Below are 14,917 nucleotides of genomic sequence, written 5' to 3' on the forward strand. Positions count from 1 at the left end.
AGGAGGCCTCCATGCATCGGCGTCCCGCCACGGCCTTGCTGCCCGCCGCGCTGCTCCTCGCCTCCGCCGGTACCGCGCTGGCGCAGGGTGATGCGGCCGAGGGAAAGGCGATCGCGTTCGACCGCGGCCGGGGCAACTGCCTGTCCTGCCACGCGATTCCGGGCGGCGACCTGCCCGGAAACATCGGCCCGTCGCTGGCTGGCCTGAAGGAGCGATACCCGAACCGCGAGGATGTGGTCGCGATCATCCGAGACGAAACCCTGCGCAACCCGGCGACAGTGATGCCGCCGTTCGGACGGAACCTGCTCCTCTCCGACCGGGAGATCCGGTCCGTCGTCGAGTACCTCTATTCGTACTGAAAGGAAGGCCGACATGGCTGCCTCTGACAGCAAGATGTTCGACCGTCGCTTCGTCCTCCGGGCGGCGGGCCTCGGGAGCGTTCTGGCGGTGACCGCCTTCGGATTTCCGCTCCGAGCGGCGGCCAGTTCCGCCGCCTACCCTGCCGACGCCTTCAGGCAGAAGGGCGAGGCGGACGCGGTGAAGGCGCTGTTCGGACAGGCCGCCGCGGCCTCCGACAAGGTCAAGCTCGACGCGCCCGAGATTGCCGAGAACGGCGCCGTCGTGCCCGTCTCGGTCAGCACCGACCTGCCGGACGTGACCGCGATCGCGATCCTGGTGGCCGAGAACCCGAGTGCCCTGGCCGCCCTGTACAAGTTCGCGCCTGGCACGCCGCCCACCGTGGCGAGCCGCCTGAAGATGGCCAAGACCACGCCGGTCATCGCCGTCGTGGAGGCCGGAGGCAAGCTCTACAGCGCCACCAGGGAAGTGAAGGTCACGGTCGGCGGCTGCGGCGGCTGACGACGCCAACACGAGCGGAGGAACATCCATGCCATCGACCATCCGCGTGCGCGCGACCGCCAGCGGCGACCAGACCGACGTCCAGTCGTTGATCCAGCATCCCATGGATTCCGGATACGTGAAGGATTCCAAGGGGGAGCTGATACCCCCGCACTATATCGAGACCGTCACCTTCGAGCACGACGGCAAGGCGGTGTTCACCGCCTTCTGGGGGCCCGCAGTCTCGAAGGACCCCTACCTCAAGTTCAAGTTCTCGGGCGGCAGGAAGGGCGACGAGCTCAAGGTCAGCTGGACGGATAACCTGGGCAAGACGGATTCGTCCGTCGCGAAGATCGGATGAGTGCCCGCCGCGCCCCGGCGGTCGGGTTCGCCCTCGCCTTCGGCCTCGTCGCCGGCCTCTCCGTGGCGCGTGCCGCCGACGCCGTCGATCCGAAGGCCGACCTGAAGGCGTTCCAGGTCTACTTCTTCGAGAAGTTCCCGAACGTGACGCGTGAGGACTTCGTGAACGGGCCCTACTCGATGGATGAGGGCATGCGCAAGCAATGGGAGGAGAAGGAAGAATTCCCGCCCTATGACTTCGCGGTCGAGCGCGGCAAGGAACTGTTCGAAACGCCGTTCAAGAACGGCAAGACCTTCGCGGGCTGCTTCGAGAACGGCGGCATCGGCGTGCGTCAGACGTATCCGCGCTTCGACCCCGGGCTCGGCGAGGTCGTCACGCTCGAGTACGCGGTCAACCGCTGCCTCACCGAGAACGGTGAGGCCCCCTATTCCTACGTCAAGGACGATATGGCCGCCGTGACGGCCTACATGGCGTTCACCTCGCGCGGGAAGCCTTTCACCGTCACGGTCCCGGACGATCCGCGGGCGCTCGCGGCCTACGAGGCCGGCAAGCAGTACTTCTACACCCGCCGGGGACAGCTCAACTTCTCCTGCGCGAGCTGCCACGTCCAGAATCCCGGGAACCGCATCCGCGCCGAGGTTCTGGCGCCAGCGCTCGGCATCACTGCGGCGCTGCCGATCTACCGCTCGGAATGGGGCGGCATGGGCACGGCGACCCGCCGCTACATGTCGTGCAACAGCCAAGTCCGCGGAACGCCGCTCGCCCCCGACGACGTGCTCTACCGCGACGTCGACTACTTCCTCTCCTTCATGAGCAACGGGCTGCCGATCTCCGGCCCCGGCGCGCGTCCGTGAGGTCGGCCATGGTCTCGCCAACGGTGCGCGCCGCGCTCGCCTTCCTCCTGCTACCGGCCTCGGCCGCCCTGGCGGCGGGGGCGGAGGAGGCGAGGCAGGCCTACGCGGCGGCCAAGATGCTCTCGGACACGGCGGCCGCCAACAAGAACCAGTGGCCCGCCACGGCGACGGCGCTCGCCGCCGCCAGGGCCGCGACCGAGACGGGCCGCTTCGACGAGGCCGTCGCGCGGGCGATGGAGGCCGAGGCGCTGGCCCGCGCCTCCATCGCGCAGACCGAGCGAGAGAAGACCGCCTGGAAGGATGCGGTGATCCGATGACGCGCGAGCTGGACGTATCGAGCCCCGGCCTGCGCCGACGGCAACTCCTCCAGGCCGGCGGCGCCGCCCTGGCACTGCCGTTCCTGTGGCGCCGCACCCTGGCGCAGGACAGGGGCGCGGGGCTCTACGCGCTGCAGCCGTTCGGCAATGCCCGCCTTCTGCACATGACCGACACCCATGCCCAGTTGCGGCCGGTCCTGTTCCGGGAGCCGAGCGTCAATATCGGCATCGGTGCGATGCGCGCCCGCCCGCCCCACCTGGTCGGCGAGGCGTTCCTGAAGCGGTTCGGCATCGCTCCCGGCAGCCGCGAAGCCTACGCCTTCACCTATCTCGATTTCGAGGCGGGCGCGCGGCGCTACGGCCGGCTCGGCGGCTTCGCGCACCTGAGCAGCCTCGTCGCCCGGCTGCGCGCCGAGGCGCCCCGCGGACATGCCGTGCTGATCGACGGCGGCGATCTCTGGCAGGGCAGCGGCCTCTCGAATGCCCGCAAGGGCGCCGACATGGTCGAGGCGGCCAATCTCCTGGGTATCGAGGCCATGACCGGCCACTGGGAGTTCACCTACGGGCAGGACGGGCTGCGGGCCAACCTCGACAGGTTCAAGGGCGAGTTCCTGGCGCAGAACGTGTTCCTCACGGAGGAGGCGGCCTTCAACGAGGCGCCGGCCTTCGATTCCGCGTCCGGCCGAGTGTTCAAGCCGGCGACCGTGAAGGCATTCGGCGACCGCCGCGTCGCGGTCATCGGCCAGGCCTTCCCCTACGTGCCGATCGCGCACCCGAAGCGCTTCACGCCGGATTGGACCTTCGGCATCCGCGACCGCGAACTCCAGACCCTCGTGGACGATCTGCGGGCGAAGGAGAAGGTCGACGCCGTGGTGCTGCTCTCTCACAACGGCATGGACGTCGACCTGAAGCTCGCGAGCCGCGTCTCCGGCATCGACCTCATCCTCGGGGGGCACACCCACGACGCGGTGCCCGAGCCGGTCGCGGTGGAGAATTCCGGCGGGAAGACGCTCGTCTCGAATGCCGGCTCGAACGGCAAGTTCCTGGCGGTGGTCGATCTCGACCTCGCTCCGGGCTCCCTGCGGGGCATCCGCTACCGCCTGCTCCCGGTCTTCGCCGACCTCCTCGAGCCCGATGCCGAGATGGAGGCGTTGATCGCCGCCCTCGAGGCCCCGCACGCGGCCGCGTTCGGGCGGCGCCTCGCAACCGCGGAAGGCCTACTCTACCGCCGAGGCAACTTCACCGGCACGATGGACCACCTGCTCTGCGATGCCCTGCGCGGGCAACTCGACGCGGAGATTGCCCTGTCTCCGGGCTTTCGCTGGGGGACCACGACCCTTGCCGGAGGAGAGATCACGGCTGCCGACGTCCTGGCGCAGACCGCGACGACCTATTCGGAGGTCTACGTCCAGCCGATGACCGGCACCCAGATCCGCTCGATCTTGGAGGATGTCTGCGACAACCTCTTCAATCCGGATCCGTATTACCAGCAAGGCGGCGACATGGTCCGCGTCGGCGGCTTGAGCTACCGCTGCGAGCCGGGTGCCGAGAGCGGCAAGCGCCTCTCGAACCTCACCCTCACGGACGGCGGCGCCCTCGATCCGGCCAAGACGTACCGCGTCGCGGGCTGGGCCTCGGTGAACCCGCAGGATGGCAAGCCGGTATGGGAGGTGCTGGAGGCCCATCTCGGTCGCTCGTCGAAGGCGCACCTGTCGGCCGACCGGCCGGTCGATGTCGGCGGCGTGGCGGACAATCCCGGCTACGGCGGAGCCGCGTGAGGCGCGTCGGCCTCCCGCGCCGGCTGCTCCTCGGCGCGGCCCTTGTCCCGGCCGCTGCATGGGCGGCCGGGACCGTCGGCGGCGGCGCGCCACCGGAGATCTCAGCCTTCGCGGAGCACCGCCTCGCCCTGCAGCTGTCAGAGCGGGAGCCGCACCGGCAGGATCTCGTGCTCAGCGTCGCCAACAACGTGCTGAAGGCCTACGGGCCGGACAAAGTCGCCGTCGAGGTCGTCGCCTTCGGGCCCGGCATCGATCTCCTGCGCGCGGACAGCCCCCGCCGCGCGGCCGTCGACAGCCTCGCGTCGCAGGGCGTGCGCTTCGACGTCTGCCTGAACACCGTCGAGACCATCGCCCGCGAGACCGGGCAGCGGCCGGCGCTCAACCCGCACGCCATCCCGGTCGAGGCCGGCGTTGTGCAACTCATGACGCTCGCCGAGGCCGGGTACATCCTAGTCCGGCCCTGACCGAGGATCCGCCATGCGACAGCCTGCCCGACGCCTGATCCTGTTCCTGCTGGCCGGGCTCGCTGCCGCCCCGGTCGCGGCCGCCGAGGCCGGTAAGGGGCATCGCGTGGTGTTCCAGGTGGACACGGCCGACCCGGCCACGATGAACCTGACGCTCAACAACGCGACCAACGTCATCGACTATTATCGCGCCCAGAACGAGCAGGTGGAGATCGACATCGTCGCCTTCGGGCCGGGCCTCGCCATGTATCGGGCCGACAAGTCCGCGGTCGCCGACCGGATCGCGCATTTCGCCGATTACGGCTTCCCGTCGAAGATCCAGTTCTCCGCCTGCAACAACACCAAGACCGCCATGGAGAAGGCCGAGGGACACCCGATCACGCTGCTGCCGCAGGCGACGATCGTGCCTTCCGGCGTGGTGCAGATCATGGAGCGGCAGGAGCAGGGGTGGAGCTATGTGCGGCCTTGAGACGATCCGCGGGCGCGCCGTCCTCGTGGCCGTCGCGAGCATGAGTCTCGCGCGGCCAGTCGCCGCCGAAGAGGCGCTGGTCACCTACAGGTCGGTCTCTCCGGACATCGCCCTGGAGATCGCCCAGGCGGCCATGAAGCGGTGCCGCGACGACGGGCTTCAGATCGCGGTCGTCGTGATGGACCGGTTCGGCGCCCCCCTCGTGCTGCTGCGCGACCGCTTCGCCGGCCTGCCCTCGGCGGCCACGGCGTCATCGAAGGCCTACACGGCACTGAGCTTCCGCAGCAGCACGGCGGAGTTCGCCCGAGGCATCGAGAACAAACGCCTCGATGCCGGCCTCGGCCGGCTGCCGAACGTGGTCGCCATGGCGGGCGGCCTGCCCGTCGAGGCAGGGGGAAGCGTCGTCGGCGCGGTCGGCGTCTCAGGCGCGCCGGGTGGCGACAGGGACGAGGCCTGCGCCGCCGCCGGGATCGAAGCCGTGCGGGACCGGCTCGACTTCTGACACGGGCCCGGGCGCCCTTAAGCGCGGCTTAAGCTCGGCCGCGAGGATCGCCGCCCGACGCCCGTTCCGTCCCGCCTGCCGCCCGACGCGGCCGGCAGCGGAGTATCCCGCCGGGCTGCCTCTGAAGGCCTCCGCATGCCGCTCCGTTTATCGTCCCTGCCGGCTCTGGTCCTGGCGGCTTCGGCGCTCGGCGCCTGCTCCGCTACCCTGGGCGCCCCGGAGCCCGGCGCGGTCGCGTCGCTGCCGCCGGATGTCCAGCGGCGCTACGCGGCCATCACCGACGAGCCCTACGCGGTCCCGGCGATCGATCCGCAGGACATCAAGGCGCGCAACGTCCGCCAAGTGGTCGACTACGACACGACCGAACCCCCCGGGACGATCCTGGTCGATCCCTACAACCGCTTCCTCTACCTCGTCCTGGAGGGCGGGAAGGCCCTGCGCTACGGCGTCGGCGTCGGCAAGGCGGGCTTCGAGTTCGCCGGCACCGCGACGGTGGCCCGCAAGGCCGCGTGGCCGAGCTGGACGCCGACACCCGACATGATCCGGCGGGAGCCCGACCGGTACGGGCCCTGGGCCGGCGGCATGAAGGGCGGCGCGCGCAATCCCCTGGGCGCCCGCGCCCTGTACCTGTTCAAGGACGGCAAAGACACGCTCTACCGCATCCACGGCACCACCGAGCCCTGGAGTATCGGAGAGGCCGTCTCCTCCGGCTGCATCCGGATGCTCAACCAGGATGTCATCGACCTTCACCGCCGCGTCCCGACGGGATCGAAGGTCGTGGTGCTGGGACCGCGCGCGGTCGCGAGCGCCGGCCGGTCTGATCCAGCGACGACGGAGAGCATCGTGCCCGGATCGAGCGGCGCCGGACGCGTTGACCGGACGGGTCTCGATGCGCTGACGCGGCAACTCACGACGGGAACCCGTCGGACAGCCTCCGGCGTCGCGGATGAGTCGGAGGTTGGCGACGGTCGCTGATGCCCGCGATCGAACCTGTGCTCCCGCCCGGCCCGGGCCGCGCGACGAGCGCCTTCATGCTGCACACGGCCGACGCAACGGGAGAGTACCGCGATGATTCGCGCTCAAGGGTTCACCCATCTTGGGATCGCGTTCGCCCTGACTCTGTGCGCGGTGCCAAGCCGCGCCGCCGAGCCGTCGGTCGCGTGGCTTCCGCCCTGGCAGGGGGGCGCCAACAATCCTGCGATCGACAGGGGATTGGACTTCACCGTCAAGGAGGCCGACAACCTCGCCGACTTCCACGGGGACCTGACCAATGCCGGGCTCATACTCTACGTGGGTGGCAACTACTTCTTCGCCATGGCGCCCCTGGTGGTCGCCTTCGAGGCGAAGCACCCCGAATTGAAGGGCCGCGTCTACTACGAGACAATCCCGCCCGGCCTCCTGGTCCGGCAGATGAGGGCGGGCGGGCGCATCACTGTTGGCAACATGACTTGGACTGCCAAGCCAGATGCCTACTTCTCGGGCCTGAGGGCTGTGAACCGCCTGATCGATGATGGCGATCTCGTCGGCCCTCCCACCGTGTACGCCACCAACCAGCTCGCGATCATGGTGCCCAAGGGGAATCCAGCCGGGGTAAAGGGGCTGGCCGATCTCGGCCGGCCGGACATCAGGCTCGCCATGCCGCACCCCGACTACGAGGGCGTGGCGCGTCAGATCAAGGCCGCGCTCGCGAAGGCGGGCGGCGATGCTTTGGTGACGGCGGTGTACGAGACGAAAGTCGCCGGAGGCTCGACCCACCTCACGCGGATGCACCATCGACAGACGCCGGTTTGGCTGATGCAGGGGAAGGCCGAGGCCGGCGTCACGTGGCGCTCCGAGACGCTCTTCCAAGAACAGGCCGGTCTACCGACTGAACGCATCGACATCCCGGCCGACCTGAACGCCACCGGCATCTATGCCGGCGCTGTTGTCAGAGGCGCCGCTCACCCAACCGAGGCGAAGCTCTGGCTGGAATTCCTGTTGAGCGACGAAGCGCGATCCATCTTCGCTCGCTACGGCTTCGGCGCATATCGGCCGTGAGCCGGCGATGACTGCATGCCCCGCGCGAGGGCTCGGTTGAGCGTCCGAAGAGCGCGGTCGTCGCGGGTGCAGAGATCGTGGGCGAAGGCCTCCTCCAGGTCGGCCGCCTCCGGTGTCGGCCGCGTCTTGCCGGCGGCGGCCTGCGTCGCGGGGAGGCCCAGCGCCGCGGCCAGGAGCCAGAGGCCGATCCGCGTCATCGCTCGGTTCACTTCGCGTAGTGGAAGCCGGCCTGCTGCAGTTCGGGCAGCGTGCCGACGGCGCCGGGGGTCAGGATCACGCCCGGAATCAGGTGGTTGGTGAGGTCGGCCGCGAGCGCCTCGTGCGAGAGGCGGTCGGGATTGAGGTCGCGCTTGATGAGCGCGGCCGCCTGTTCCCAGATCGCGTTGTGGCACGACAGGAACACGACGCCGCGGGCCATCAGCGCCGGAATGCTGTTGTTCGCCGGCGAGAACATGCCGGCGGGATCCTGATAGTCGGACGCACTCACTTGCGCCGCCGACTTGGGCTCGATGAGTGTGTTGGTCTTGAAGCTCTCGCCGGCGAGCTTGGTGAACTGGTACTTGTCCCACATCGCTTGATCGTAGAGGGCGATGTTGGCCGAGCCGTGCGTCGCCGAGGCCGCCAGAAAATCCGGGTGCCGGAACGACCACACCTGATTGTTCACGGCATTGCGCATCAGGTTGAGCCAGGGTCCGCCGATCTCGGTGTTGTCCCAGACCTGCCGCGGGCCGCCGCGGTAGGCGATCACCTCCGACAAGGCCTCGTGATCCCAGAGATCGGGTCGGTCGAGGATCATCGGTACGGTCTTGAAGTCGCGGCGACGCGGCGCCTCGGCGAGGCGAGCCGTGAGTGCCTGCAGGGTCTGCGCACCCTCGGGCGGTCCGGAGGCGGCGGTCGCCGCTGCGGGACGACTTTCTGCGAGGCCGGCGGCAAGGCCGGCTCCCAGGGCGAGAAGGCCACGACGTGCGAAATTCATGATCGTCCTCCGATCGGAGCCGGTCTCGAGTCAGCGCGGAACGGTGCCGGAGCGCGGGGCGTGCGCGCCGAGTGTCACGCCGTCCACGGTCCGGCCGTAGTAGTCGTAGGGACTGTCGTGATGGGCGGCGCGGGTCGCGGCGAGGTTGCCGGTGAAACGCGGGTCCTGCGGACGCTCGCGGCTGTCGATATAGGCCGCCACGTCCCACGCCTCCGGGTCGGTCAGGCTGTCGCCTTGGCCAAGCGGCATGTTGGCCTTGATGAAGCCTGCCGCATTGACGACCGAACTCATCCCAGCCCCCCAGTTGTAGGACCTGTCGCCCCACAGCGGCGGGAACACGACGGTTCCGTCCGGGCTCGCCTGTCCGGCGCCGTCGCCGCCGTGGCAGAGGGCGCATTTCGCCGCGTAGACCTCCCGGCCGTGCCCGATATCGAGGCTCTCGGGTTTGGCGAGCTTCGGATATCCCTGACCGGGCAGCTTCACCCCTACCGGTGCGCCGCCCGCCAAGAAGGCCGCATAGGTCTCCAGGGCGACCAGCGCGGGATCGCCGAGCGGGGGCGCCTTGCCGTTCATGCTATACCGGAAGCATCCCTGGAGGCGCTCGGCGAAGGTGTTCACGTGCCCATTCTTGGCCCGATAGGCCGGATACAGCACGTAGGCGGCCCAGAGCGGTGCAGAGTGCCCGAGCCGCCCGCGGTCGAGGTGGCAATTCGAACACCGGAGGTCGTTGCCGACGAAGCCGGGCACCTGCGCCTTCGTGTCGTGGAAGATGCGCTCGCCCTGACGGATGACCTTGCCGAAAGCGTCGTCGGGGATCGTCGAATCCGGCGGCGGCGCGAAGGCGCCCGCAGTCTCGGTCTCGGCCTCTGCCGTACTGAACTGCAGCAGCGCCAAGGCTAGCCCGAGGATGGATACGGCCGCCGAACGGATCGCGTCGCGTCTCTCGAGACTCATGGCCGACCCCCGACCGGCGAGGCGGGGAGAGCGGCGTAGTAGGCGGCCGCCGCGGCCCCGTCGTCCTCGCCAAGCTTGGCGGCGATGCCCTTCATCAGCCCGAGCGGATCGTTGTGCCGCGTTCCGGCCTTCCAGGCGGAGAGTTGCGATCTCAGGTAGGCGGCCGGCTGGCCGGCGAGCGCCGGGAAGGCGGGACCGACCCCCTGTCCGCCGGGCCCGTGGCACTGCGCGCAGGCGGGCAGCCCCTTCGACCACGCTCCGGTTTCCGCGAGGGCTTTGCCTCGCGCCATGACGGTGGTGTCCGGAATCGACGTCTCCGCGGCGACCTTCGATGCAGGGAGTGCGGCGTAGAAGGCGGCGACTGCACGCCGCTCGCCCGGCGTCAGAGCCTGGGCGATGGGGCTCATGATCTCGTTCTGGCGGGTTCCGTCGACGAAGCTGTCGAGCTCGTGCACGAGGTAACCGCGGGCGAGGCCGGCGAGGCGGGGGAAGCCATCCGCGGCGCTCCCGCCCCCGCGATCCCCGTGGCACGAGGCGCAGGCCGGGGCTCCGGCCTGCGTTCCGTTCCCGGCGATGTCACCGCCGTCGGCAGCCCGAGTCGGACCGGCGACGAGAGACATCATCAGCCCGGCGAGCGTGATCCGGGAACTCCATCCTGACGATCTCATCGCCTCCTCCCGACGTATTCGGTTCTACTGTCCGGCCTGCCGGGCGCGAGCCTGCGCTATCGCCTCGCGAAATCCCTTCGCATCCAGCGCCTGGGCCACCTTGAGTGGGCCGACGAGGTAGACGGGAGTTCCCTGCAGACCCATCGCGTCGGCTTGGGCCATCGTACGCTGGAGCAGGCTACCGATTTCCTGCTTGTGCGAGTCCCGGTCGGCTTCGAGCTTGGCCATGTCGATGCCGGTGCCGGCGATGGCCTGCCGCATCTGGTCCTTCGCGATCTTGCGGCCGGGAATCGCCATCAGCGCGCCGTGCACGTCCTGATATCGACCCTGATACTTGGCCGCGAGCGCCATCTGCGCCGCGTAGATCGAGGCATCGGAGAGGATAGGCCAATCCTTGTAGACGAGGCGGATGCGGCCATCCTTCGTCACCGCCGCTTCGAGTTCGGGCTCGGCCTTCTTGCAGAACGGGCAGTTGTAATCGAAGAACGCCACGATGGTGACATCGCCCTTCGGGTTCCCCGCTTCGGGTGCGTCGGGGTCGTGCAGGATGGCGTTCACGTCCACGCCCTGCGCCAAGGCGAGTCCCGGCCTCAGCGTGCGCACCAGGGGCCACGCGGCGGCCGTGACGAGGGAGGCGCGAAGAAGCTGTCTGCGGTCCATGGATCGGTCCTTGTCTGAGGATCAAGCGCCGAGGCGGTCGAGCACGCGGCGGAATTCAGCCGCCGACACTTCCCCGGTCGAGCGCGTTCCGGCGATCTCCGCGCTGCCCCTGTCATCGAGGAAGATCAGGGTGGGCGGACCGGCGACCTGGAAGCGTCGCATCAGACCCTCGCTCGGGGGACCGGGGGCCGTGATGTCGGCGCGGATCACCGTGACGCCACGCAGCTTCTCCCGCACCGCCGGGTCGGCGAGCACCGTGCGCTCGATGGTCCGGCAGGCGGTGCACCACGCCGCCGAGAAGGCGATCAGGACCGGCCGGCCGCTGCCGCGATTTCCGGCCAGGGCGGCATCGAGTTCGGCCGTGCTGTGCACCACCGTCTCGGCTTCGGGCGCCTGAGCTCCGGCGGTGAAGGCCAGAGGCCGAAGCGGATCGTCCTGGCCCGCGGCGGCTCCGACGGCCAACGTCGCGCCGTAGACGACGGCCAGGATCCCGGTCGCCTTGCCGAGACGCCGGACGGCACCATCCGTCGGTGACAGCCTGTCGAAGGCGCCCGCGAACACGCCGCCCCCGATCGCGAGGGCGGCCCAGAGGGCGAGGGCGGCCGGTGCGGGCACTGCGCGCCCGACGAGCGAGACGGCCAGGCCGAGGAAGACGAAGCCGAAGATGCGGTTCGTGACGCGGAGCCACGGCCCCGAGCGCGGCAGCAGACGGGTGCCGAAGGTTCCGACCAGCACGAGCGGCAGACCCATGCCGAGGCCGAGGGCGAACAGAGCCGCCGCACCGCGCCCGATATCGCCGGTCTGCGCAACGTAGAGCAGGGCGGCCGCGAGCGGAGGCGTCACGCAGGGGCCAACGATCAGCGCGGAGGTGAAGCCGAGGATCGCCGCTCCGCTCACGGGCCCCAACGCCCCTCCGGGCCGACCGGCAAAGCGTGCAGTCAGGGCGGCTGGCAGGCGCAGGTCGAACAGGCCGAAGCTCGCCAGACCCAGGACGACGAACACGGCAGCCATCGCGGAGAGGGCGACAGGCGTCTGCAATGCCATCTGCAAGTTGAGACCGGACCAGGATGCCGCCACCCCGAGGGCGGCATAAGCCGTCGCCATGGCGAGTGCGTAGGTCGCCGAGAGAACGAAGCCACGGCCACGCATCGGAGATTGATCGGGCCCGGATCCTGCGAGCATGCCCGCAAGGATCGGCACCATCGGCAGCACGCAGGGGGTGAAGGCCAGAAGCAGCCCGAGCCCGAAGAAGGTCACGACCAGCACGGGCAGCAGCCCGGTCAGCGCGGGAAGCAGCGGCACCGTCTCGGCGGAGGGAGCCGGGTCCCAGCCCGCGGCGGCCACGGCGGGGGTCGCCGCCGGCATCTGGACCGCCAGGGTAGCGAGATCGACAGTCCGTCGCGCGGGCGGGTAGCAGATGCCCCGCTCGGCGCAGCCCTGATACCGGACGACGAGCCTGCTCACCCCCGCGAGGGCGCCGGGCGCGATCGTCGCCGTCGCGTGTGTCCGGTAGATCTCGGTGGGACCGAAATTCGGGTCGTCCTCCATGTGGCCCGGCGGCGTCGCGACCGGGACCGCCTGCCCGGTCTCGGTCGCGGCTGAAATCCGGTCACGGTAGAGGTGGATTCCGGGCGCCATGCGCCAAGCGAGCCGGAGCGTCCCGTCCGGGTCCCGCTGAGCCGTGAGGGCGAAGGGCGCGCCCTCGGCGCGTCCGCGATCAGCGGGGAGCGCGGCGCAGACCAGGGCCAACAGGATGAGAGCGACGCGGCGAGGGGATATGGATGACGCGGAAGACATGCCGACAGCCTCACCGCTCCGCTTAAGCCAGGCTTAAGGAGGCGGCCGGAGAGCGCGCACAGGAGGCTTGATCCATGCGCATCCTCGTCGTCGAGGACGATCCCATCCTGGGCAACGGCCTGCGGGCCGGCCTGTCCCTCGGCGGCGCGACGGTCGATCACGTGGGCGACTGCGCCGACGCCGCCGCCGCCCTGGCGACCTCGGATTTCTCGGCCATCGTCCTCGACGTGATGCTGCCGGACGGGAGCGGCATCGATCTCCTGCGCGACCTGCGCGCGGCCGGAGACCGGACGCCGGTCCTCCTGCTGACTGCCCGCGACGGCGTGGGGGACAAGGTGGCGGGTCTCGATGCCGGCGCCGACGACTACCTCGCCAAACCCTTCGATCTCGACGAGCTCGCGGCGCGGCTGCGCGCCATCACACGGCGCGACATGGGCCGCGCGGAGCCGGAGCTGCGTCACGGACCGATCCGCGTGAATCCGGCCGACCTCACGGCCAGCGTCGCCGGGCGTCCCGTGAGCCTGTCGCGCCGGGAATTCGCGATCCTCTCGGCGCTGATGGAGCGGCCCGGACAGGTCCGCTCCCGCGGCGATCTGGAGGAGCGGCTCTACGGCTGGCAGGAAGACGTGGAGAGCAATGCCGTCGAGGTTCACATCCATCACCTGCGCGCCAAGATCGGCCGCGAGGCCATCGAGACTCTGCGCGGCCTCGGCTACCGGATGCGGCCCCTGTGACCGGCTCGCTCCGCCTGCGCCTGTTCGCCGCGCTCCTCCTCGCCACCGGCATCGTCTGGCTCGCGGCCGTGGTCTGGATCGCTGTGGGCAGTCGACGGGAGGTCGAGCGGGTGCTCGACACGCGCCTGCAGGAGGCCGCCCGCATGGTGGTCTCCCTGGTCACGGATCTCGACCATCCGTCGAGCACGACCGCGGAAGGCCGGCCGGCTCAGCTCGGCAGCTACGAGCGCCAGCTCTCCTGTCAGGTCTGGTCCCTCGACGGGCGGCTCATCGCCCGGTCGAGCGGCGCGCCTGACCGGAAGCTCTCCGAGGCCGCGCCGGGCTTCTCCGAGCGGACCATCGACGGCGAGACGTGGCGTGTGTTCACGGCCGAAGATGCCGGGCGCAACGTGCGGGTCATGGTCGGCGACAGGCTCGGTCTGCGCGAGCGGCTGGTCACGGATCTCATCAAGGGCGTCGTCTGGCCGGCCCTGCTCATCGCGCCGCTCCTCGGAGCGGTGATCTGGCTCAGCCTCGGGCGAGGCCTGCGGCCGCTGCGGCGCATGGCCCGCGATCTCGCGCAGCGGGACGCGGACGACATGCGGCCGGTCGATGCCACGCACGCGCCGGTCGAGGTCCGGCCCCTCGCCGACGCCCTGAATGGTCTGTTCGGCAAGGTCGAGGCGGCCCGCGCCCACGAGCGCACCGTGACGGCCTTCGCCGCGCACGAGCTGCGGACGCCGCTCGCCGGGCTGAAGACCCAGGCTCAGGTCGCGCTCGCGGCCCGGGACCCGGACACGGTCCGGGAGGCGTTGGGGCAGATCATCCTCGCCGTCGATCGGAGCAGCCGCCTCGTGCGCCAGCTGCTCGCCCTCGCCCGCGTCGACACGCAGGAGCGCGTGCCCGCCACGGATTTGGTCGCGCCGGCCGAGGTGCTTCAGCGCGTGATCGCCGGTGTCCCCTCGGTGGGCGAGATCACCGTCGCGGTCAGTCCCGACGCGCAGGTCGGGTCCGTGCGAACGAACGCCGAGTATCTGGAGCTGGCGCTCCGCAACCTTCACGAGAACGCCGTCCAGCACGCCGTCCCCGGTGGCTCGGTGCGCTGGCGCCTGAACCGGGACGGCCTCACCGTCGAGAATGACGGACCAACCATCCCCGAGGACGAGGTCGCGAGGCTCGGTACCCGCTTCTTCCGGGGCCGAAACCGGCATCCGACCGGCAGCGGTCTCGGCCTCGCCATCGCCAAGGCCGCGCTTGCGAAGATCGGTGCCCGGCTGTCGATCGACAACAGGGAGGACCGGACCGGGGTCGTGTGCAGCGTCACGCTCGGGTCGGACGAAGCCCCGGTCGCGGTCAAGCCGGCCTGAGCGGCCTCTCGCGTCGCGGTCGATCGCGGAGGTCGATGCCGGACCATCTCCGAACGCCCCTCGGCGCGGTCGATTGGTGTTTTTGTATATTCAGGATTCCGTTCCATGCGTGGCTTAATTGACGCCGGCCGGCGAGGGGCTATTGTCGCAGCGCAGTCTGCGC

General features: G+C 70.1%; 19 protein-coding genes. 13 read left to right on the forward strand and 6 right to left on the reverse strand.

Annotation, left to right across the window (positions count from 1 at the left end; genetic code table 11):
- Positions 1-11 precede the first annotated feature (11 nt).
- The 11 genes from soxX to MMR14E_RS22790 all read left to right on the forward strand — a co-directional run bounded on the left by soxX (position 12) and on the right by MMR14E_RS22790 (position 7,619).
- The gene (gene soxX / locus MMR14E_RS22740; RefSeq protein WP_331317427.1) at positions 12-359 is read left to right on the forward strand and encodes a sulfur oxidation c-type cytochrome SoxX; all 348 of its coding nucleotides are present in this window, start codon (positions 12-14) and stop codon (positions 357-359) included.
- A gap of 13 nt (positions 360-372) precedes the next feature.
- The gene (gene soxY, locus MMR14E_RS22745) at positions 373-858 is read left to right on the forward strand and encodes a thiosulfate oxidation carrier protein SoxY (protein ID WP_331317428.1); all 486 of its coding nucleotides are present in this window, start codon (positions 373-375) and stop codon (positions 856-858) included.
- 28 nt (positions 859-886) lie between these two features.
- Positions 887-1,198 (forward strand): thiosulfate oxidation carrier complex protein SoxZ, encoded by a 312-nt coding sequence (gene soxZ, locus MMR14E_RS22750; protein WP_331317429.1) that lies wholly within the window; start codon positions 887-889, stop codon positions 1,196-1,198.
- Positions 1,195-2,052 carry a sulfur oxidation c-type cytochrome SoxA gene (soxA, locus tag MMR14E_RS22755; protein ID WP_331317430.1) on the forward strand — a complete coding sequence of 286 codons (858 nt, stop codon included), beginning with the start codon at positions 1,195-1,197 and terminating at the stop codon, positions 2,050-2,052. Before soxZ ends, soxA begins: the two co-directional genes overlap by 4 nt.
- An 8-nt stretch (positions 2,053-2,060) precedes the next feature.
- On the forward strand, positions 2,061-2,369 hold the full coding sequence (locus MMR14E_RS22760; protein WP_331317431.1) for a hypothetical protein: 309 nt from the start codon (positions 2,061-2,063) through the stop codon (positions 2,367-2,369).
- A complete protein-coding gene (gene soxB, locus MMR14E_RS22765) occupies positions 2,366-4,147 on the forward strand; it encodes a thiosulfohydrolase SoxB (RefSeq protein ID WP_331317432.1) in 1,782 nt (593 codons plus the stop codon). The genes MMR14E_RS22760 and soxB overlap by 4 nt, the downstream gene beginning before the upstream one ends.
- On the forward strand, positions 4,144-4,611 hold the full coding sequence (locus MMR14E_RS22770; RefSeq protein WP_331317433.1) for a hypothetical protein: 468 nt from the start codon (positions 4,144-4,146) through the stop codon (positions 4,609-4,611). Before soxB ends, MMR14E_RS22770 begins: the two co-directional genes overlap by 4 nt.
- A 13-nt stretch (positions 4,612-4,624) precedes the next feature.
- Positions 4,625-5,080: a hypothetical protein gene (locus tag MMR14E_RS22775; protein WP_331317434.1), complete on the forward strand. Its 456-nt coding sequence runs from the start codon at positions 4,625-4,627 to the stop codon at positions 5,078-5,080.
- Complete coding sequence (locus tag MMR14E_RS22780) at positions 5,067-5,582, forward strand: heme-binding protein (RefSeq protein WP_331317435.1); 516 nt, start codon at positions 5,067-5,069, stop codon at positions 5,580-5,582. The genes MMR14E_RS22775 and MMR14E_RS22780 overlap by 14 nt, the downstream gene beginning before the upstream one ends.
- Positions 5,583-5,717: 135 nt before the next feature.
- Positions 5,718-6,557 (forward strand): L,D-transpeptidase, encoded by an 840-nt coding sequence (locus MMR14E_RS22785; RefSeq protein WP_331317437.1) that lies wholly within the window; start codon positions 5,718-5,720, stop codon positions 6,555-6,557.
- Positions 6,558-6,650: 93 nt separating this feature from the next.
- The gene (locus MMR14E_RS22790; protein ID WP_331317438.1) at positions 6,651-7,619 is read left to right on the forward strand and encodes a substrate-binding domain-containing protein; all 969 of its coding nucleotides are present in this window, start codon (positions 6,651-6,653) and stop codon (positions 7,617-7,619) included.
- On the opposite strand, the gene MMR14E_RS22795 is transcribed toward MMR14E_RS22790, so the two are convergent.
- Genes MMR14E_RS22795 through dsbD form a run of 6 tightly spaced genes read right to left on the reverse strand, consistent with a single transcriptional unit; the run spans position 7,592 to position 12,626 of the window.
- Positions 7,592-7,816 carry a hypothetical protein gene (locus tag MMR14E_RS22795; protein WP_331317439.1) on the reverse strand — a complete coding sequence of 75 codons (225 nt, stop codon included), beginning with the start codon at positions 7,814-7,816 and terminating at the stop codon, positions 7,592-7,594. The two genes, MMR14E_RS22790 and MMR14E_RS22795, sit on opposite strands and share 28 nt — an antisense overlap.
- A gap of 8 nt (positions 7,817-7,824) precedes the next feature.
- Positions 7,825-8,595: a transcriptional initiation protein Tat gene (locus MMR14E_RS22800; protein ID WP_331317440.1), complete on the reverse strand. Its 771-nt coding sequence runs from the start codon at positions 8,593-8,595 to the stop codon at positions 7,825-7,827.
- Positions 8,596-8,625: 30 nt separating this feature from the next.
- Positions 8,626-9,549: a c-type cytochrome gene (locus tag MMR14E_RS22805; protein ID WP_331317441.1), complete on the reverse strand. Its 924-nt coding sequence runs from the start codon at positions 9,547-9,549 to the stop codon at positions 8,626-8,628.
- Positions 9,546-10,217, reverse strand: a complete 672-nt coding sequence (locus MMR14E_RS22810) for a c-type cytochrome (RefSeq protein WP_331317442.1) — start codon at positions 10,215-10,217, stop codon at positions 9,546-9,548. The genes MMR14E_RS22805 and MMR14E_RS22810 overlap by 4 nt, the downstream gene beginning before the upstream one ends.
- A gap of 24 nt (positions 10,218-10,241) precedes the next feature.
- Positions 10,242-10,877: a DsbA family protein gene (locus MMR14E_RS22815; protein WP_331317444.1), complete on the reverse strand. Its 636-nt coding sequence runs from the start codon at positions 10,875-10,877 to the stop codon at positions 10,242-10,244.
- A gap of 21 nt (positions 10,878-10,898) precedes the next feature.
- Positions 10,899-12,626 (reverse strand): protein-disulfide reductase DsbD, encoded by a 1,728-nt coding sequence (gene dsbD / locus MMR14E_RS22820; RefSeq protein ID WP_331317445.1) that lies wholly within the window; start codon positions 12,624-12,626, stop codon positions 10,899-10,901.
- A 122-nt stretch (positions 12,627-12,748) separates the two neighbouring features.
- Between dsbD and MMR14E_RS22825 the strand changes: the two genes are divergently transcribed.
- Positions 12,749-13,408: a response regulator transcription factor gene (locus tag MMR14E_RS22825; RefSeq protein ID WP_331317446.1), complete on the forward strand. Its 660-nt coding sequence runs from the start codon at positions 12,749-12,751 to the stop codon at positions 13,406-13,408.
- Positions 13,405-14,754, forward strand: a complete 1,350-nt coding sequence (locus MMR14E_RS22830; protein WP_331317447.1) for an ATP-binding protein — start codon at positions 13,405-13,407, stop codon at positions 14,752-14,754. The genes MMR14E_RS22825 and MMR14E_RS22830 overlap by 4 nt, the downstream gene beginning before the upstream one ends.
- The last annotated feature ends 163 nt before the right edge of the window (positions 14,755-14,917 follow it).

Source organism: Methylobacterium mesophilicum (assembly GCF_036441335.1).
Classification (GTDB): Bacteria; Pseudomonadota; Alphaproteobacteria; order Rhizobiales; family Beijerinckiaceae; genus Methylobacterium; species Methylobacterium mesophilicum_B.